Annotated in this window: 20 protein-coding genes and 1 riboswitch; of the genes, 18 read left to right on the top strand and 2 right to left on the bottom strand. The window is 35.7% G+C overall.

Translation table 11 applies throughout. The features are described 5' to 3' along the window. Positions 1-70: 70 nt before the first annotated feature. The 6 genes from COO03_RS11290 to COO03_RS11265 all read left to right on the top strand — a co-directional run bounded on the left by COO03_RS11290 (position 71) and on the right by COO03_RS11265 (position 7,247). A complete protein-coding gene (locus COO03_RS11290; RefSeq protein ID WP_097897274.1) occupies positions 71-1,699 on the top strand; it encodes a cytochrome c biogenesis protein ResB in 1,629 nt (542 codons plus the stop codon). Between the two features lie 14 nt (positions 1,700-1,713). Then, positions 1,714-2,871, top strand: coding sequence for a c-type cytochrome biogenesis protein CcsB (gene ccsB, locus COO03_RS11285; RefSeq protein ID WP_097897273.1), 1,158 nt, complete (start codon positions 1,714-1,716; stop codon positions 2,869-2,871). 368 nt (positions 2,872-3,239) lie between these two features. Further along, a complete protein-coding gene (gene resD, locus COO03_RS11280; protein ID WP_097897272.1) occupies positions 3,240-3,956 on the top strand; it encodes a DNA-binding response regulator ResD in 717 nt (238 codons plus the stop codon). Next, positions 3,956-5,731 (top strand): ATP-binding protein, encoded by a 1,776-nt coding sequence (locus COO03_RS11275; protein ID WP_097897271.1) that lies wholly within the window; start codon positions 3,956-3,958, stop codon positions 5,729-5,731. The genes resD and COO03_RS11275 overlap by 1 nt, the downstream gene beginning before the upstream one ends. A gap of 235 nt (positions 5,732-5,966) precedes the next feature. Beyond that, positions 5,967-6,548: a cob(I)yrinic acid a,c-diamide adenosyltransferase gene (locus COO03_RS11270; protein ID WP_097897270.1), complete on the top strand. Its 582-nt coding sequence runs from the start codon at positions 5,967-5,969 to the stop codon at positions 6,546-6,548. Between the two features lie 84 nt (positions 6,549-6,632). Then, positions 6,633-7,247 carry a peptidoglycan DD-metalloendopeptidase family protein gene (locus COO03_RS11265; RefSeq protein WP_097897269.1) on the top strand — a complete coding sequence of 205 codons (615 nt, stop codon included), beginning with the start codon at positions 6,633-6,635 and terminating at the stop codon, positions 7,245-7,247. Positions 7,248-7,276: 29 nt separating this feature from the next. On the opposite strand, the gene COO03_RS11260 is transcribed toward COO03_RS11265, so the two are convergent. Then, positions 7,277-7,960 (bottom strand): hypothetical protein, encoded by a 684-nt coding sequence (locus COO03_RS11260; RefSeq protein WP_097897268.1) that lies wholly within the window; start codon positions 7,958-7,960, stop codon positions 7,277-7,279. 253 nt (positions 7,961-8,213) lie between these two features. Beyond that, a riboswitch (FMN riboswitch) is annotated at positions 8,214-8,351 on the top strand. Positions 8,352-8,514: 163 nt separating this feature from the next. Here COO03_RS11260 and COO03_RS11255 point away from each other — a divergent pair. Continuing rightward, on the top strand, positions 8,515-9,093 hold the full coding sequence (locus tag COO03_RS11255; protein ID WP_097897267.1) for an ECF transporter S component: 579 nt from the start codon (positions 8,515-8,517) through the stop codon (positions 9,091-9,093). A gap of 118 nt (positions 9,094-9,211) precedes the next feature. On the opposite strand, the gene COO03_RS11250 is transcribed toward COO03_RS11255, so the two are convergent. Next, positions 9,212-9,460 (bottom strand): ferredoxin, encoded by a 249-nt coding sequence (locus COO03_RS11250; protein WP_003206564.1) that lies wholly within the window; start codon positions 9,458-9,460, stop codon positions 9,212-9,214. A 307-nt stretch (positions 9,461-9,767) separates the two neighbouring features. Between COO03_RS11250 and COO03_RS11245 the strand changes: the two genes are divergently transcribed. From COO03_RS11245 to COO03_RS11195, 11 genes are all read left to right on the top strand, one after another. After that, positions 9,768-10,829, top strand: coding sequence for a helix-turn-helix domain-containing protein (locus COO03_RS11245; RefSeq protein WP_097897266.1), 1,062 nt, complete (start codon positions 9,768-9,770; stop codon positions 10,827-10,829). Then, complete coding sequence (locus COO03_RS11240) at positions 10,819-12,366, top strand: RecQ family ATP-dependent DNA helicase (RefSeq protein WP_097897265.1); 1,548 nt, start codon at positions 10,819-10,821, stop codon at positions 12,364-12,366. Before COO03_RS11245 ends, COO03_RS11240 begins: the two co-directional genes overlap by 11 nt. Continuing rightward, a complete protein-coding gene (locus COO03_RS11235) occupies positions 12,347-12,910 on the top strand; it encodes a CPBP family intramembrane glutamic endopeptidase (protein WP_097897342.1) in 564 nt (187 codons plus the stop codon). Before COO03_RS11240 ends, COO03_RS11235 begins: the two co-directional genes overlap by 20 nt. 22 nt (positions 12,911-12,932) lie before the next feature. Then, positions 12,933-13,418 carry a LysM peptidoglycan-binding domain-containing protein gene (locus tag COO03_RS11230; protein ID WP_097897264.1) on the top strand — a complete coding sequence of 162 codons (486 nt, stop codon included), beginning with the start codon at positions 12,933-12,935 and terminating at the stop codon, positions 13,416-13,418. Positions 13,419-13,532: 114 nt separating this feature from the next. Next, positions 13,533-14,309 carry a metallophosphoesterase gene (locus COO03_RS11225; protein ID WP_097897263.1) on the top strand — a complete coding sequence of 259 codons (777 nt, stop codon included), beginning with the start codon at positions 13,533-13,535 and terminating at the stop codon, positions 14,307-14,309. Between the two features lie 29 nt (positions 14,310-14,338). Further along, on the top strand, positions 14,339-15,238 hold the full coding sequence (locus COO03_RS11220) for a MerR family transcriptional regulator (protein ID WP_097897262.1): 900 nt from the start codon (positions 14,339-14,341) through the stop codon (positions 15,236-15,238). Positions 15,239-15,315: 77 nt separating this feature from the next. After that, positions 15,316-15,918 carry a genetic competence negative regulator gene (locus COO03_RS11215; protein WP_097897261.1) on the top strand — a complete coding sequence of 201 codons (603 nt, stop codon included), beginning with the start codon at positions 15,316-15,318 and terminating at the stop codon, positions 15,916-15,918. A gap of 254 nt (positions 15,919-16,172) precedes the next feature. After that, complete coding sequence (gene gudB, locus COO03_RS11210) at positions 16,173-17,456, top strand: NAD-specific glutamate dehydrogenase (RefSeq protein WP_097897260.1); 1,284 nt, start codon at positions 16,173-16,175, stop codon at positions 17,454-17,456. 192 nt (positions 17,457-17,648) lie between these two features. Further along, positions 17,649-17,885 carry a DUF3961 domain-containing protein gene (locus tag COO03_RS11205; RefSeq protein ID WP_097897259.1) on the top strand — a complete coding sequence of 79 codons (237 nt, stop codon included), beginning with the start codon at positions 17,649-17,651 and terminating at the stop codon, positions 17,883-17,885. Between the two features lie 78 nt (positions 17,886-17,963). Beyond that, positions 17,964-18,494 carry a peptidoglycan recognition protein family protein gene (locus tag COO03_RS11200; protein ID WP_097897258.1) on the top strand — a complete coding sequence of 177 codons (531 nt, stop codon included), beginning with the start codon at positions 17,964-17,966 and terminating at the stop codon, positions 18,492-18,494. A 112-nt stretch (positions 18,495-18,606) separates the two neighbouring features. Beyond that, positions 18,607-19,590 (top strand): YpdA family putative bacillithiol disulfide reductase, encoded by a 984-nt coding sequence (locus tag COO03_RS11195; protein WP_097897257.1) that lies wholly within the window; start codon positions 18,607-18,609, stop codon positions 19,588-19,590. The last annotated feature ends 19 nt before the right edge of the window (positions 19,591-19,609 follow it).

The raw sequence follows: 19,609 nt of genomic DNA, 5'->3' as shown, positions 1-19,609 counted from the left end.
AAATTCTGAGTATTGCGTTAACTTGAGTTAAGGCGATACAATAATAATATAGAAATAAGAGGCGGTGAGAATGTTGGAACAGATAAAGTGTGAATGTGGCCATGTAAATCCAATAGGCACAATTTTTTGCGAAGCTTGCGGGAAACCGTTTGAAAACAATGAAGATGCACAATTATTGGATATGCGCTATGAGGGAAGCGCACGGCGTTCTCTCACTCATACAAAAACGATAGTCGATAAAATTTGGAGTTTTTTCTCTTCTGTCAAAGTAGGTGTATGGCTCATTGTTATTACTTTGGTGGCATCGGCGGTGGGCACAATTTTTCCGCAAGAAATGTACATACCTCCAGGTGTTACCCCAGCTGAGTATTATGAAAAGGAATATGGCTTTTTGGGGCAACTATATTATCAATTAGGTTTTAATAACTTGTATAGTTCATGGTGGTATATGATTTTGATTGCGTCAATTGGTATTTCACTTGTGATATGCAGTTTGGATCGAGTAATTCCGCTTTATAAGGCTTTAAAGAAACAGGGAGTAAAAAGACACCCGAGTTTTTTAAAGAGACAACGATTGTATGGGACAGGTTCTCCGAAAGAGGGAGAACTAGAGCGAATTCAAGCTAATTTAAAGAAGAGGAATTATAATGTAAGGGTCGAAGGTGAAAATATTTTAGCGGAAAAAGGCCGCTTCTCTCGTTGGGGGCCATATGTAAACCATATTGGTCTTATTATTTTTCTATTCGGAGCAATGCTGCGTTTTCTTCCAAGTATGTATGTGGATGAATCACTTTGGCTACGAGATGGTGAAACAAAGGAAATTCCAGGAACTAACGGGGAATATTATTTAAAAAATGAGAAATTCATAAAAGAAGTTTATGATAAAGAAAATAAAGAAGACAAGGCATTTGATACTGCAATTAATCGTATAGGCGATAAAATGATTGCGAAAAACTATCAAACGAATGCTGTTTTGTATAAAGCGGTAGGAGAAAATATAGCAGGGCAAAAACCGAAACTAGAAAAGGTAAAAGAAGCTAAGATTCGTGTAAATGAACCACTCAAGTTTAATGATTTTGCTTTATATCAATATTCGTTTAAAGAGAGTGAGTTTCGGAGTATGTCCTTTTATTTACAGAATAAAGAAAGTAATCAAAAATGGGGACCGATTAAGGTGGATTTAACAAATCCACAGGAAACATATGATTTAGGAGACGGATATTCTCTTACACTATTAAGCTATTTTCCAGATTTTTATTTTGATGAAAGTGGTAAGCCAAATACAAAGACAAAACTTCCGAATAATCCAGCCTTTGTTTTTAAAATGTTTACACCCGAAACACCGGAAGGGGAAGTGAGTTTTGTTGGTATTCGACAAAATATAGAAGCGGAAGGGAACAATAAATATAAAATGGCATTTGCAGGAGTAGAAATGCAAAATGCAACGGCGCTCATTGTACGAAAAGATTTGACGCTATGGATTCTTGGAATCGGAGGGTTTATCTTCATGGTTGGCGTAATTCAAGGGATGTATTGGAATCATCGCCGTATTTGGATACAAAAGGTCAAAGATAAATGGTGGATTGCTGGCCATACAAATAAAAACTGGTTTGGTTTAAGAAAAGATGTTGAAAGAGTATTAGAAGGAACATCAATTCCACAACCGTATGACAAAGTAAATGATAAAAAAATTAGCTAAGGTGGGGAGAATATATGGTGCAGATAAGCAGTAATTTCCTGTTTGCCGCTTTCATTTTATATTTAATTGCAACACTGTTCTTCGGGGGAGCAATTAAAGAAAAGGGTCGGAAGTGGGCGAGTATAGGTATAACCATAACAATTTTAGGATTTGCCGCTCAAACTGTATACTTTGTAACAAGGTGGATTGCTTCAGGGCATGCACCAGTAAGTAATTTCTTTGAGTTTGGTACATTCTTTGGCATGATGCTTGTTGGTGCTTTTATTGTTATGTACTTTATGTATCGTGTAAGCATAGTGGGATTATTCGCTTTACCAGTAGCTCTTTTATTAATTGCATATGCAAGTATGTTCCCAAGAGAAATTTCACCGCTTATTCCATCGTTGAAAAGTAATTGGCTACAAATTCATGTAACAACGGCAGCAGCTGGACAAGCTATTTTAGCAATTAGTTTTATTACAGGTGTCATGTACTTGCTTAAAAATGTAGATCAGTCAAAAAGGACGAAACGGACATTTTGGCTAGAGACAGTCGTGTTTACACTCGTTTGTGCTATCGGATTTATAGCGGTAACAACAGTTTATTCGGCAACGAAATATGAAGCGAAATTTCAATGGGTGGATAAAAATGAACAAAAAGTCGAGATGAAATATAATCTCCCTGCGCTAGTTGGACCTCATGAAGGGAAGTTAATGACAACTAGTAAGTTTGAACCTATTGCAGAAATGCCCGCTATAATAAATGCAAAGAAATTAAACACAGTGATTTGGTCACTGCTTATTGGAACGGGGCTTTATATTGTATTAAGGTTAATTTTACGAAAAAGAGTATCAGCGGCCCTTCAACCAATAGTCAAAAACGTTAGCAGTGATTTGCTTGATGAAATTGGCTACCGTTCGATTGCGATAGGATTCCCCATCTTTACGTTAGGTGCATTAATCTTTGCGATGATTTGGGCGCAAGTTGCATGGACACGATTTTGGGGTTGGGATCCAAAAGAAGTTTGGGCACTTATTACATGGCTCTTTTATGCGGCAGTTTTACATTTACGTTTATCTAAAGGGTGGCATGGAGAAAAATCTGCATGGCTTGCAGTGATTGGGTTTGCGATAATTATGTTTAACTTTATTGCGGTAAATTTAGTTATTGCTGGTTTACATTCATATGCGTAAGATATTTATCGCGCCTCAAAGCCCGGTAAAAGAAAAGGAGTTAGGTAGGAGAGAGTTCCTTTAAATAGGGAAGTGAATGTCACTTTCCTATTTTATTTTTGTTAACTTTTCTTCTTTTTTGAGAAAAACATGGCAAAGTATATGTTGATTTTGTAAAATGATGTCGAGGACTAAATGCCCTGTTCAAAAAAAATACATAGTTTTGGAAAAAAAATGAACAGACTTTATTATTCTTGTGAAGCATAATATCTAAGGTGGAGGGTCTATCACTTTGGAACTATCTATTATGAAATAAGGATAAATACAGTATTATATTGTAGAAAGGTAGGTGTGAACCGTTGCGGTAATTTGATACGCAGCGGGTAGCAATGGAGAATGAACCAAGAATTTTAATCGTAGATGATGAGGACCGTATTCGTCGCTTATTAAAAATGTATTTAGAAAGAGAGCAATACACCATTGATGAAGCTGACAATGGTGACACGGCTTTAGAAAAGGCGTTGCAAAATGACTATGATTTAATTTTATTAGATATCATGATGCCTGGAAAAGACGGGATTGAAGTTTGTAAGGGAATTCGTGAAAAAAAAGCAACACCAATTATCATGCTGACAGCAAAAGGCGAAGAAGTAAATAGAGTACAAGGATTTGAAGTTGGTTCGGATGACTACATTGTGAAGCCGTTTAGCCCGCGTGAAGTCGTTCTTCGTGTGAAAGCGGTATTACGTCGCTCTGTCCCAACAACATTCTTTACACAAGATACAACAACAAAAGATGTAACTGTATTCCCGCATCTAACAATTGATAACGATGCGCACCGTGTTACAGCGGATGGGAATGAAGTAAACCTAACACCGAAAGAATATGAATTGCTACTCTTTTTAGCGAAGGCTCCAGATAAAGTATTTGATCGTGAGCAATTATTAAAAGAAGTATGGCAATATGAGTTCTTTGGAGATTTACGTACAGTAGATACACATGTAAAGCGTTTACGTGAAAAATTAAGTAAAAAATCGCCTAATGCAGCGAAGATGATTGTTACTGTATGGGGGGTAGGTTATAAGTTTGAGGTTGTGAACGACTGATGCTTTGGAGAAGTGTAGTAGGGAAGTTATGGATGACCATATTACTTCTTGTTTCATTTGTTCTTGGCTTTGTTGCTATTTTACTTTCCCAGTTTTTTAGAACGTACTATGTAGATATGAGTGAAGCAAGGCTCACGAAAGTGGCAACAAGCGTTACAGAACTTATTGAAGAGGGAGCGAATGTAGAGACAATTGAGAATATTGCATATAAGTTCGCTGACCCACTCTCACGCATTATTATTGTGAAAGATGGTAAGGAATTTTCTTCTTCTCCGAAACAAGAAGGATTGGTAACTCTTACAATAGATGATTTAAAAAAAGATAAAGAATTAGCAGCTGTTTTTACAGATAAAAAAGAAAATAAAAATAAGATTAGAAAATTTTCTGATGGGAAAATGAAACAAAATTCGGAAAATGATATTATGATTGTTGGTAAACCACTCCACTCAACAAATAATAGTGCAGTGTTTGTATATGAATCGTTACAAGTTCCGATACAAGGTATGGAAAAGGCAACAGACTTTATTTTTCTATCAGCAGGAATTGCGATTATTTTAACAACGTTCTTTGCATTCTTCTTATCGACGCGCATTACAGCGCCGCTTCGTAAAATGCGTGAGGTTGCCTTTGAAGTAGCCCGCGGAAAATTTGATACGAAAGCACCTATGGTTTCGCAGGATGAGATTGGGGAGCTAGCAACGGCGTTAAATCAGATGGGAAAACAATTGAAGTTTAACATGAACGCACTGCAACAAGAAAAAGAACAGTTGTCTAGTATTTTAAGTAGTATGGCAGACGGTGTTGTTACTTTAAATCAAGAGTGTGAAGTTGTTGTTATTAATCCACCAGCAGAACACTTTTTACAAGTTTGGCAAGAGGAAAAGGAATTAGAGTTAAGAAGGAATTTACCACCTGAGCTTGTTGAATTATTCCATCTTGTAGTAGAAAGCGAACAACAGCAAGTTATTGAGATTAATCTTCAAAAGGGTAACTATGTTGTGCTGATGACACCTCTTTATAATCAAACAAAAATTCGTGGTGCTGTGGCAGTTCTTCGAGATATGACAGAAGAACGCCGTCTTGAGAAAATGCGTAAAGACTTCATTGCCAATGTATCACATGAACTGCGTACACCAATGGTTATGCTTCAAGGATATAGTGAAGCAATTTTAGATGACATTGTTCAAACAAAAGAAGAAATAAATGAATTTGTACAAATCATTTATGACGAGTCTGTTCGTTTAGGACGTCTTGTAAATGAACTGTTAGATTTAGCTCGCATGGAAAGTGGTCATGTGGAATTGCATATATCAGAAGTGGATATTCATCCATTTGTCGAGAAAATTGGTCGTAAATTCCAAGGGATTGCAAAGGATAAAGAAGTGCAGTTGACAGTGGATTTTCGCCATCCAATCGAACAACATCCGTTTGATCCGGATCGTATGGAACAAGTACTGACAAATTTAATTGATAATGCAATCCGCCATACAAGTGCAGGTGGGCGTGTTACGCTCGCAATTGATACGAAAAATAATGGACTTGTATTTGAAGTGCAAGATTCAGGGGCCGGTATTCCTGAGGAAGATATTCCATTTCTGTTTGATCGCTTCTATAAAGCTGATAAAGCAAGAACACGCGGGAAAACAGGTGGTACTGGTCTAGGCCTTGCAATTGCAAAAAATATTGTGCAAGGTCATGATGGGAAAATTTCTGTATCAAGTGTTGTTGGCAAAGGAACGACATTCTCTGTATATTTACCAGATCAAGTGCTTTAAACCTTCATGTCAATTATAGATCGTTGTACATGATTAACAGATACAAAAGTTCTACTGTTTTTTATTCTTGTTGAGTTATAATAGTTTCTCAATTGAATAAAGAGTAGTAGGACTTTTTGTTTTTTCTCCCGGTTCTGAGGAGAGTTGTTTTTGATTGAATCAAGTGAAATTTAGGCGATTTAGATGTAATAATGAGTGAATCGATAGAAACGAAAAAGAGAGGTGTGAGAATAAGTTGAAATTATATACAAAAACCGGAGATAAAGGACAAACGAGTGTAATTGGAAGGCGGGTTGATAAGGATCATATTCGTGTTGAAGCATACGGTACGATTGATGAGGTGAATTCTCATATTGGATATGCGATGACTATGCTGCAGAACGGGCAATTTAAAGACATTTATAGTGAACTTGAAAATATTCAGCATGAATTGTTTGATTGTGGCGGAGATTTAGCGATTGTAGAGAAAAAGATACCTTATAAAGTAAAAGAAGAGATGGTTATATATTTAGAAGAACGAATTGATCATTACATAGAGGAAGCTCCTCCGTTAGAACGTTTTATTTTACCTGGAGGGAGCGGGGCGTCTGCAGTGATTCATATTGCTCGTACAGTAACAAGAAGAGCTGAGCGGAACATTGTATCATTAGGGAAACAAGAAGAAATGAATGAAATGGTCTTGCGATATATGAATCGATTATCCGATTATTTATTTGCAATTGCTAGGGTGATTAATACACGTCTACAAATAAAAGATGTTGAATATAATCGAAGTGCAATCGTGTTTCGTGATAAAGAAGAGAAGAAAGTGGAATGAGCCACTTTCTTTTTTTGTATACTTTTTTTCGTATTATACCACAATAGAGAAAGTATGACGGTTATTAGAAAACGGAGGATATATATGAAAGCTTTAAAAGTTAGCGTAATGATGCTGGGATTGTTATTTGTATCTCAATTACATGTTTACGCTGAGGACAAACAGTGGACATGGCCTGTTGATGGAAGAATTAGTGATTATTTTGGAACAAGGCATGGAAAACACTATGGAATTGATATAGCAGCCCCAATTGGAACACCAGTTGCGGCTATTCAAGGTGGTGTGGTAACGAAATCTTATTTTTCAAATAGTTATGGACATGTTGTTTTTATTAAGCATGGAGAATATGAAGCTGTTTATGCTCACCTAAATAAGAGATATGTAACTCAAGGGACTCGTATTGCAAGAGGAGAATTGATTGGTGAAGTAGGAAATACAGGTGAATCACGAGGGGCGCATCTACACTTGGAAGTCCATCATGGACGTTGGACAATTGAGAAAAGAAATGCAATGAATCCTTTGCTTGTCTTGAATGAGGAAAAACACCAAGTAGTTTCATCATCACTATATGTCGTGCAAAAGGGAGATACGTTGGCTCGGATTGCACGTAAGTTTGGGACGACAGTTGATGCGATAAAAGCAAAAAATGAGTTGAGGAAAGACCAAATTTATCCAAATCAAAAATTGTATATTAATTAAAACAAGAGCTAGTCGAACTAGCTCTTGTTTTACCAAAAAATAAAGACACATATAAATCCAGAAATAGCTAAATAGCTATAATAGTAAAAGACTTTTGCTCTCGTTTTTTCTTTCGTTCGAAATAATACAATGGTTGGTTCGATTAAGCCGATCGTGAAACATAATAGGCCAAGGAGCATACAACCGATAGAAAAAGAATACAAGGCAACTTGTACTTGAAATGGAAGGAACCATTTTAATAAAAATGCGATAAGTGCGGTATAACAAATGCTGCCAATGTATTTGTTTAATGTTGTATTAGAACGAAAACCTGGAAGCTTTTTAAAAAAGGACCGGGAAACAACCTCAGTTTGTAGAGATGTGTGTTCCTCTATTATCTTTTGAGCTTCTTTTCCTTTATGAAAAAGAGATAGAATCCAGTTGCGTTTCCCTTGGAAAACGAATTGTGAAGTTGTTAAATAGTGATCGACCTTCACTTTTTCCCAACTTTTCCATGTGTGACGCTCACATAACTTCAGTTTACTTTCTGTTTGCTTATCATACTGATAAATGCTTATGCCTTCTTTATCAAAAGTAGCATAGTATGTTTCGCTTGAAAATGTGCCTAAATCAATTGGACAGTAGAAAAGTAATTCTTTTTTTAAATAAAAGTATTCTTTTCGTAAGTTTTTTTTCATCGTTTCTCGAATAGAGTGTCTTTTCTCTTTCTTCATGACATTTCCTCCATATTAAGAAAATGCTCTTATCTTAACAATTCAACATCTTATCACTTTTCTGTACGAATGACTAGGGAATTGAGTAGGAAAAAGCCGAATGATAAAAAATATAGGTTGTATTGTAAAATAGTTGGACGAAATTTTTTGTTGAGAATAAGGGGAGTAAATAACTTATTTTTAATAAGTTACAATCTTTTTTGTTCACAACTGTATTATATTGGTGTATAATAGGAGAGAAAATAGAATATCGGTCTATCTTCGGGGCAGGGTGAAAATCCCGACCGGCGGTGATGAATAATTATTTTTCGTTCTAAGCCCGCGAGCCGTTAAGGCAGGATTTGGTGTGATTCCAAAGCCGACAGTATAGTCTGGATGGGAGAAGATGGAGGTTCAAGCGTTCAAAAAAGATAAGTGTTTGAACGTCTATTTGATGTGCCTGAAAATTCTCCCTTTGTGTAAAACACAAAGGGTTTTTTCATGATATGAAAAAATAGGCATAGCAGAACCTTTCCACTTTCCATGAGATGATCGATGGAAAAGGAGAGAGAAGGATGAAACAAAAAAACAGTGTAGTACAAATGGTGAGTGTAGCGATGCTAAGTAGTATTGCGTACCTGCTTATGATGTTGGATTTCCCATTTCCAGGGCTTCCACCGTTCTTAAAAATTGACTTTAGTGATGTACCAGCTTTAATTGCAGCGATTATTTTTAGCCCGGTTGCAGGGGTGGTTGTAGAAGCGATAAAAAATATTCTTCACTATGGGATTCAAGGTAGCTTAACGGGAGTTCCTGTTGGAGAAATAGCAAATTTTATTGCAGGGTGTCTATTTATTGGTCCAGCAGCTTTCCTATTTCGGAAGCATCGCACAGTCAAAAGTTTAACAACAGGGTTGATGTTAGGGACAATTACTATGGCAGTCATTATGAGTGTATTAAATTACTTCATCATTTTACCGGCTTACACTTGGTTTTTAAATTCACCAGCTATGTCTAGCGGTGCTATGCGACAAACAATTGTAACAGCGATATTGCCATTTAATCTAATTAAAGGAATTGTTGTAACGGTCGTATTTGTAGCACTGTTTTCACGCTTAAAAGTATGGGTATTTGCAAAAATGAAAAACGCATAGAAATTTTGGCCATCAGAGGTAAAGATACTGCTGATGGCCTTTTAAATGGTAAGCTAGATAAATAACAAAAAATCCCCCTCATAAAGATGAGGGGGGTTTTTTGAAGTTAATAAAAAGACTATTCGAATTTTAAAGCGTCACCGTCAAATGATTCGTCAGCAACTTTAATTGAGTCAGTTGGACAACCTTCAAATGCATCCATCATGTCATCAATTAATACGTCTGGAATTTCAACGATACCTTGGTTATCATCTAATGTTACAAATGCAATACCTTCATCATCATAGTCATAAATGTCTGGTGCAGCAGCTCCGCAAGCTCCGCATGCGATACAAGTATCTTTATCAACGATTGTATATTTTGCCATCTTTTTTCCCTCCTGATCATATGTATGTGAAAATATTCGCTATACAAATTATAACCTTATTGTAAAACGGTTTTTTAAACTTTTCAACATAAAATTATAATGATAATCCTTATCAATTAGAGTGTCAACTTATTTTTAATTTATTTCACAAGATTTTCGAAATGCCTAAATGCCAAGCAGTTTGATACAATAGTAAATATAAAGAGGAACTTTTATCAGTGAAGCATCCTAAGTAATGGGTAGCTTTCAACAATTCGGTGTTTGCAGTCAAGTAATGGACAAATCTTATTGAAAGGCGGAAGCGGTAATGCAGTTACAATATACTTTGTTATATTGTTTAAAACAATTGAATGGTGAAAGAACCGTTTCTTCCATTTACTATCTATTGAAAGGAAAACGTTCTTCACAAACATTACAAGATGGGAATATGTTTCAAATTTCTTTTCTTTTTGGAATATATAAAGCATTAACAAGGTACGATTATAATCAGGAAATTGCGTGTATTTTAAATGCAGAATGGATTGAAATTGTGCATGAAAATACATATGTATTAACAAGTGCTGGAGAGAAGCAATTAAATGGTTGGGAAAAAGCATTGTCCTTTCCGCAGCATTTACACGGTTTACATTATGGTGCTCTTGGTGAAGCTTTTTGGAAGAAGCTCTCATTAATCATTCAAACGGTGTCGAACTTACAACAGCAAAATACAAGATTCATTCCGATTCAACAAGATACAGAGGTAACGATGTGGGTTAAGGAATTTCTCATTGGGTTACCATACGTAAGGAGTGAACTTGCAACAGGACTGTGGGAAGAAATGCATCGACTATTAAAAGAAGTTGATCCAGTAGAAGCAACAATCCTGACCTATCGCTTAACTGGGTATGAACGAATTGGATATACATTGCAACAACTTGCAGAAATTACAAAACAAGATGTGTTCCGCGTACATCTATTATTTTGGGGCACGATTCATTTCTTTATTCAATCCGTTCGTAAAAAGGAAAAAGAGTTTCCTTTATTGACAAAAATTATTTCCTATCCGAATGAAAGAGCAGATTTATTCAGTTTGTCAACGAGGAAGACGTATCAACTTTGGAAACAAGGCCGTTCTTTAGAAGAAATTGCAACAATTAGAAATTTAAAGCCCGCAACGATAGAAGATCATTTTGTTGAAATAGCGTTAAGAGAACGAGATTTTTCTATTGAGATGTTTGTAGAAAAGAATAAGATAGAGCAAGTGAAAAAAGTTATTGAAACATTACAAACACGCAAGTTACGTGTGTTAAAGCAAGCGGTAGGAGAAGGAATTTCTTATTTTGAGGTCCGTCTTGTGTTAGCGCAGATGGAGGGTACAAATGAGACTTGAAGAGCATTTGAATAAGTGGTTTGGATATACTGAATTTCGTCAAGGACAGAAAGGTGTTATTACAGATTTGCTACAGGGGAAAGATGTTGTAGCAATGCTTCCGACTGGGAGAGGGAAATCTATGTGTTATCAACTTCCAGGTCTAATGCAAGAGGGGACAGTGCTGGTTGTATCCCCTTTATTATCTTTAATGGAAGATCAGGTTACACAGCTTAAATATGTCGCGAAAAATCGTGTAATTGCGTTTAATAGTTTTCGGACATTAAGTGAGAAAAGGAAAGCGATTAAAAATTTAGCATCGTATAAATTTGTCTTTGTTTCACCTGAAATGTTGCAATCTGAATTGCTGGTAAAGGAATTAAAAAAGATTCATATTTCCTTGTTTGTTGTAGATGAAGCACATTGTATTTCACAATGGGGATATGATTTTCGGACGGACTATAAAAAGTTAGATCAAGTTATTGTAAGTATTGGTCATCCACCTGTATTGGCACTAACAGCTACAGCAACAAAGGAAGTATTGCAAGATATTGTAGAGAGTTTAAAGCTTACCAATGCAGCTGAACATGTATATTCAATTGATCGTCCAAATATTGCAATGGAAGTACAATTTGTACAAACAATAGAAGAAAAAAAAGAAATGCTTCTCTCACACGTTACGTACTTACAAGGGCCAGGAATTATTTATTGCTCTAGTAGAGCTTGGACGGAGCGTTTAACAGAATATCTACGGAGTAAAGGTATAACAGATGTCGCTTTTTATCATGGTGGAATGGAGCATGAAGAGCGAATGTTAATCCAGCAACAATTTATGAATGATCAGTTGCAACTTGTTATATGTACAAGTGCTTTTGGAATGGGGGTAAATAAGCCAAATACGAGGTATATTATCCATTTCCATTATCCCACCAATATAGCCTCCTATTTACAAGAAATCGGTAGAGCAGGGAGAGATGGAGAAGCAAGTATTGCCATTTTACTATGTAGTCCACTGGATCATGATTTGCCAATCTCTATTATTGAAGATGAATTGCCAAATAAACAACAAATTCAATTTTTATTTTCTCTATTACAAGAAAGAATGTTTCAAACGAAAGTATTACCAATAGAAGATGTAGAAGAAATTTGTTATAATGCAGCAAGATTTAATGAGCAACACTGGCGTTTCGTACGTTATCATTTAGAAAAGATGAAAATCATACAACAGAGAAAGTTCATGCTAGAGTGCTTGTCAGATGAAAGTATACAAAAGTTAATATTAGAAGCGGATAGACGTCTTCACAATAAATACAGGCAATTAGAAAATATGAAATCGTGGCTGCAGTGTCAAGGGTGTAAGCGAGAACAGTTATTACATCAATTTGGCTATAGAAAGGAAGGCGAGCTGAAAAACTGTTGTGATTACTGCGGCATTACAAAAGAAGAGTATAAAAAAAGACGAGCAAGACAATCGGTTTTCGACTATAATTGGGAAACAGAGTTACAATTGCTCTTTGGTATGGGAGAACGGAGGAATGATGAGCATTCAAAGGCGTAGCGTTGAAGACATGAGTCCGAAAGAGATACGGCTTAATCTCTATATAACACAATTAATAATTATAAGTATTGGCTGCTTACTAGCCTATATATTATTTCCAAATCAGAATGAATTTTATAGTCTGTGGAAGTGGGAGCCAATCTCTATTCTTGTAATAGGCAGTGGGATAGCTTGTGGTGTTGTGTTATTAGATTATATCGCAATGAAAGTGTTACCGGAATCATGGTTTGATGATGGAGGTATTAACGACCGAATGTTTCGAGGAATGTCAGTCGTGCAATTACTGGTCGTTACCTTTGTTATTGGTTTCGCTGAAGAATTTTTATTTCGTGGGGTATTACAAACATATTTTGGACTTGTAATTGCGAGTCTTATTTTTGCTATTTTACATATCCGATATATAATGAAACCCTTTTTGTTTTGCTTTGTTTGTATAATAAGTTTTGTATTTGGATATGTGTTTCAATGGACAGGAAATTTGTTTATAACAATCTTTGCACACTTTCTTGTTGATTTTATAATGGGACTTCAATTAAGGAAATAAATGGAAGGTGGTGGTGAACAGCGTGAGAAAACAAATTCCTGATTTTGAAGAAGAGTTGGAAGAAGAACAAGTAGAAGAAGGTTTACCGCCGCGTAGCGAGGTTCATAGAAATAAAGAGAAGAAAAGTAAATTTAAGATTAATCACTTTTTTGTTCGAGTTTTAACATTTCTATTTATTTTGTTACCAATTTGTATTCTGTGGTATACGGATAAGTATATTGAAGTGCAAAGTTCAAAAGGAAGCAGTGAATCTGAAAAGAGTGCATTTGAAGTCATCTTTTTTGACTCAAATAAATCGGGAGAACAGAAGAAAGCAGAGAAAACAGAGAAAACAGAGAAAACTGAAACTCACATTGTCAAAGAAGGTGAGACGTTGGAAAGTATTGGTAATCAATATTTTCCAGGTGAAGATGGGGCTATGATTATTAAAAAATATAACAATTTACAAGACGATCAGTTAGAAGAAGGACAGGAATTGAAAATCCCTATTAAAGAGAAGACGGAATAAAAGGAGTAAGATGATTAGTATAACGCAAAATGAGATAGTCTGTATCACATGTTTTTTGACAGGTATGATTTGCTAGGACTATATTTTATTTAGGAGAGAAGTTGAGAAGAATATATGCTATGGATTGGGTTAGGGAGTATGTTCATATGTATCGTCTTTATTTGTCTTTTTATAATGTATAGAGAAGCAATGCGTGATACATTATTGGAACATACTTTGTCATTTGTAAATTTTCCAACGAGTTTTCAAAGGGTTAGGATCTTTTTTATTTCCGATATTCATAAGAGAATTGTTTCCCGTTCATTAATTGAAAGGGTAAAAGGGAAAGCTGATCTTGTTATTATTGGTGGTGACTTAGCTGAAAAAGGTGTACCATTATCACAAATTGCTAATAATATTCAAATTTTAAATGAATTGGGCCCCGTTTATTTTGTGTGGGGAAATAATGATTACGAAATTGAATATCACGAATTAGATGCATTATTACTAGAACATGGTGTGAAAGTTTTAGATAATACAAGAGTATTATTTGAATCAGAATATGGAGAGAAGATATGTTTACTTGGGGTGGATGATGTTGGATTAGGGCGAGATCGTTTAGATCTGGCGTTGGCGGATTGTCAAGAACAAGGATTTCGGATTTTGATTAGTCACAATCCGGAAATTGTAAATAAAATGTCTGGACAGGAACAAATCTCACTCGTATTAAGCGGTCATACACATGGAGGACAAATTCGGTTCTTTCCTTTTAAACGGTATTTAAAGGGTGGCGTATATAAGCATTCGAATATGGTTTTATTTGTGAGTAATGGATATGGTACGACATTTATACCACTGCGTTTTCGAGCGCCTGCTCAAACGCACTTAATTACTTTGCAGGGGAAGAAATAAAAGATTTTTAATTTAAAGGTGGGGAAATGATGCCAACTTTAAAAGGGGAATATAATATAAAAGCAGTTTCAAATATGCTTGGAATTCAGCCTAGTACACTTCGAGCATGGGAGAGACGATATCATATTATTGCTCCAAGACGAAATGATGCGGGACACCGTTTATATACAGAAGAGCATATTCGAGTCTTAAAATGGTTAATGGACAAAGTGAATGAAGGAATTACGATAGGTCAAGCAGTGCAAATATTAGAGGGGAATCGGTTGCAGAATCACAATGTAATAGAAACAGCATATAATAAAGAAGTCCTTTTAGTAGACGATATCCTGCACTCTTTGTTAAAATTTGATGAAGCGCAAGCCTATGCGTTATTAAACGAGGCTTTTAGTATTTATTCAACAGAAAAAGTAATCACACATATATTTCTTCAAATTATGAATCAGTTAGAGATTTTGAGGAGAAATAATGAGATTACAATGGTACAAGTGCGATATATAGACTCGTTCTTATGCTCACGCATGGGAATGATTTATCATAATACACATACTCATTCCTCATTGCCAACAGTGTTAGCTCTATGTGGACTAGGTGAAGCTAGTACATTGCACCTCTTTGTTTTAACGACATATTTACGCCTAAAAGGTTATCAAGCTATGTATCTTGGGACAGGCTTAAGTGAAGAGGCAATTGATGTAACGATGGCACAATTGACACCTAAATATGTAGTTATATCTTGTTTACAAGAGCGAAATCTGAAAAGTACAATGAGGTGGATTCGTAAGTTGCAAAGTAAGAACCAAGGGCTTCGTGTTGGTCTTTTAGGGTTCGCAAGTCAGTTTGTTTCAGAGGGAGACCGGTCTGAACTTCAGAATGTGCTCATGGGTAATACGAAAGAAGAATGGGATGAATGGTTAAAAATGTCGGAATAGTTGTTCGAAAAGAACCATCTATTTTCTATTTCATATAATAAAAATTATATTCAATGGTTACGTAGGGGGGTTATAAGATGAGGCTGGAACGTTTAAATTATAATAAAATAAAAATTTTCTTAACGTTTGATGATTTATCTGAGCGAGGATTGACGAAAGAAGATTTATGGAAGAATGCTCCAAAAGTACAGCAGTTATTCCGTGATATGATGCAAGAAGCAAATAAAGAACTTGGATTTGAAGCGGATGGTCCAATTGCAGTTGAAGTATTTTCTTTACAGGCACAAGGAATGGTTGTCATTGTAACAAAAGAAAATCACGAGGCGGATACAGAAGATGAGTTTCGTGATGAGTTTATTGAAATGCAAGTAACTCTAGATGAGAGTGAACATATATTATATGAATTTGCTACATTGGAAGATGTAATTAATTTGTCGAATCGTTTATATAACCTTGGTGTAACTGGCGGGAAGCTCTACACATGGGATGGGCGTTTTTATCTTTGGATGGAGGAAGAAACACAGCTCTTAAAAGCTGATTTTATTGCTATTTTAGCAGAATATGGCAATCCTTCCACAGTGACGATTTATCGTATTATGGAGTATGGAAAAGAGTTAATGGATTCTCAAGCGATTCAGCAAATACATCATTATTTTATTTTAAAACAAAACCTCAGCTAATACAAAATAGCTTGAGGTTTTTAATATTACATTTTATTTGAAAAAAATAAAAAGGAAACTAAAAAGCATTTAAATATTTAAGTATTTTACTTTTCTAAAAGTAATAAAAGGACTATAATAACAGTGAAAACGCTTGCGAAATTAAAAAGTTTGTATACATTTGTTAGCGTTTTCTATTGCATTCCAAATTTAACGGTGTATACTAGGCAATGAAGGTTTACTAAACAAGTGAAATTACAGGGGGTTTACTTACTATGGTAGCCGAAAAGGGAGCTCAAACACAAACACAACAAAGGGAGCAACACTTTGAATTGTTGAATTCAACACAAATTGTTATCAATGAAGCATTAGAAAAATTGGGTTATCCAAACGAAGTATATGAATTACTTAAAGAACCAATTCGTATGATGACAGTGAAAATTCCAGTTCGTATGGATGACGGGACTGTTAAAATATTTACAGGATATCGTGCACAGCACAATGATGCTGTTGGTCCAACGAAAGGTGGAATTCGCTTCCATCCAAATGTAACAGAAAATGAAGTGAAAGCACTTTCTATTTGGATGAGTTTAAAATGTGGTATTGTTGATTTACCGTACGGTGGAGGTAAAGGTGGAATCATTTGTGATCCACGTGAAATGTCTTTCCGTGAATTAGAAAGATTAAGCCGTGGATATGTACGAGCAATTAGCCAAATTGTTGGTCCAACAAAAGATATTCCTGCTCCAGACGTATTTACAAACTCACAAATTATGGCATGGATGATGGATGAATATAGCCGTATCGATGAGTTCAATTCACCAGGATTTATTACAGGTAAACCACTTGTATTAGGTGGATCCCATGGACGTGAAACAGCGACTGCAAAAGGTGTAACAATTTGTATTCGCGAAGCTGCGAAAAAACGCGGTATTGATATTAAAGGTGCACGTGTTGTTGTCCAAGGATTTGGTAATGCTGGTAGCTTCTTAGCTAAATTTATGCATGATGCTGGTGCAAAAGTAATTGCGATTTCAGATGCTTATGGTGCACTGCATGATCCAAATGGATTGGATATTGACTACTTACTTGATCGTCGCGATAGCTTTGGTACAGTAACAAAATTATTCAACAATACAATTTCAAACAAAGAATTGTTAGAACTTGATTGTGATATTTTAGTACCAGCTGCAATTGAAAATCAAATCACAGAAGACAATGCTGCAAATATTAAAGCGAAAATCGTAGTAGAAGCAGCAAACGGTCCAACTACATTAGAAGCAACAAAAATTTTAACAGATCGTGGCATTCTACTTGTTCCAGATGTATTAGCAAGTGCTGGTGGTGTTACAGTATCTTACTTCGAGTGGGTACAAAATAACCAAGGATATTACTGGACAGAAGAAGAGGTAGAACAACGTTTAGAAAAAGTAATGGTAAAATCATTTGATTCTATTTATGAAACATCACAAGTTCGTAAAGTGAATATGCGTTTAGCAGCTTATATGATTGGTGTACGTAAAATGGCAGAAGCTAGTCGCTTCAGAGGTTGGGTATAAAATAGAGTAAAAAGATTAGAGAGAACGTGGTTTCCTTCCGAGGAAACCACGTTTTTTGTTGAAGTACATAATAGAAATAGAAGTAACAAATATGTAAGGATAGAAAAACAAAAAGGAACGCTTGTTCTACGAGAACATCTGTGCTATAATCTCTTTAGACAAATAAAAGGGAAACGAAATAAGGGGAGATTTATGATGAAAATGACAGCGGACCAAAGATTTATGATGCCAACGGATGTTATGAAACGAGTGGAAGTTTTACGAAATAAACATAGTAAGCGTGCATCATTATTACAATCAGTAAATCAATTTTTTGGTTTGGATACGAAAGAAGATCGTGTTTGGTTTTACGGTTTTTATGGAATGGCTGTAGGTATCCTGTTGTTTATGGTGTTTACTTCTAGTATTTTCGATTTTCTCTTCGCATAAGAAATGTGCCATATGGACATAGAGGTTGAATACATATATAAGGAAGAAAGGTAATTTTCTAGAGCGGAGTTGATTGCAATGGCTATGTTCCCTATAGAACGCAACTATATCAGACACGGAAACTCACGACCAGGAATCGCCCTTTCAAAGGTAAGATTTATTGTCAGTCATGACACAGGGAATCCTGGTAGCAATGCGATAGGAAATCGGGATTATTTTGATGAAATACAGCCAAAAGCTTCAGCGCATACATTTGTAGATGATAAAACAATATTAGAAATTATTCCAATAAATGAAGTAGCCTACCATGTAAGGTATAATGTAACGACAGATAACGCTTTATATGGTTACGATGCAAACCGAGCAGCTATTGGTGTTGAACTTTGCTACGATGGAGATGTTAATTTTTGGGATGCGTATACACGGTTTACATGGTACCATGCTTATTTATGTCAAAATTTTGGTTTGAATCCTAAAACAGATATTGTGTCACACAAAAAGCTGGATCCTGTTCGGAAAATTGACCCTGAAAATGTATTGAGCAAGCAGGGAATTAAATTCAGGCAATTTTTAGCAGATGTCTATCGAATGTACGTCTCGTTTAGATGACAAATATATGAAAAATGAATACAATAAGGATAGGTGCCTACTGCTGAAAGTAGGTTTTTTCTTGTTTTATAATAAATAGAGTTTGAGGCAGAAGACTAGGAGTGAACCGAGTATGCAAAAAGAAACAGCTATTATAATCGGGGGAGGCCCATGCGGATTAGCGGCAGCAATTTCTTTACAACAAGCAGGAATCAATCCGTTAGTAATTGAAAAAGGGAATATTGTAAACGCGATTTATCATTATCCAACTCATCAAACATTTTTTTCCTCTAGTGAAAAATTAGAGATTGGCGATGTAGCTTTTATTACAGAAAATCGTAAGCCTGTTCGTAATCAAGCGCTTGCGTATTATCGTGAAGTAGTGAAGCGTAAAGGTGTGCGTGTACATGCATTTGAACGTGTAGAACAAGTTCAAAAAGATGAGGATTGCTTTAGGATAAATACCGTAAAACGTGATGGAAATAAAGAAACATATGTAGCGAAGTATATTGTAGTGGCAACGGGATATTATGATAATCCAAATTATATGAATGTTCCAGGAGAGGATTTAGAGAAGGTATCTCATTATTTTAAAGAGGCACATCCTTACTTTGACCGAGATGTAGCTGTAATAGGTGGGAAAAATTCTAGTGTGGACGCTGCATTAGAACTTGTAAAAGCAGGAGCACGTGTAACAGTGTTGTACCGCGGAGGGGAATATTCACCGAGCATTAAACCGTGGATTTTACCTGAATTTGAGGCGCTAGTACGTAATGGTACAATTCAAATGCATTTTCACGCTCATGTAAAAGAATTTACGGAGCATGCACTTACGTATACGGTTGATGGGAAATCATTTACGATTCAAAATGATTTTGTGTTTGCAATGACAGGATATCATCCGGATCATAGTTTCTTAACGAAAATGGGCGTGAAGATTGACGAAGAAACAGGACGTCCTCTTTATGTAGAAGAAACGATGGAAACGAATGTTAAGAACATTTTTATTGCTGGTGTTATTGCCGCTGGAAATAATGCGAATGAAATATTCATTGAAAATGGAAGATTTCATGGTGAAGCAATTACACAAACAATTGTATCAAGGGAACAAGAATAAGCTGTCGAATTTCGACAGC

This window comes from Bacillus sp. AFS098217, assembly GCF_002551815.1.
Lineage (GTDB): Bacteria > Bacillota > Bacilli > Bacillales > Bacillaceae_G > Bacillus_A.
Note: the sequence above shows the minus strand (reverse complement) of the source record. Positions and strands in the feature narration are given on the sequence as shown.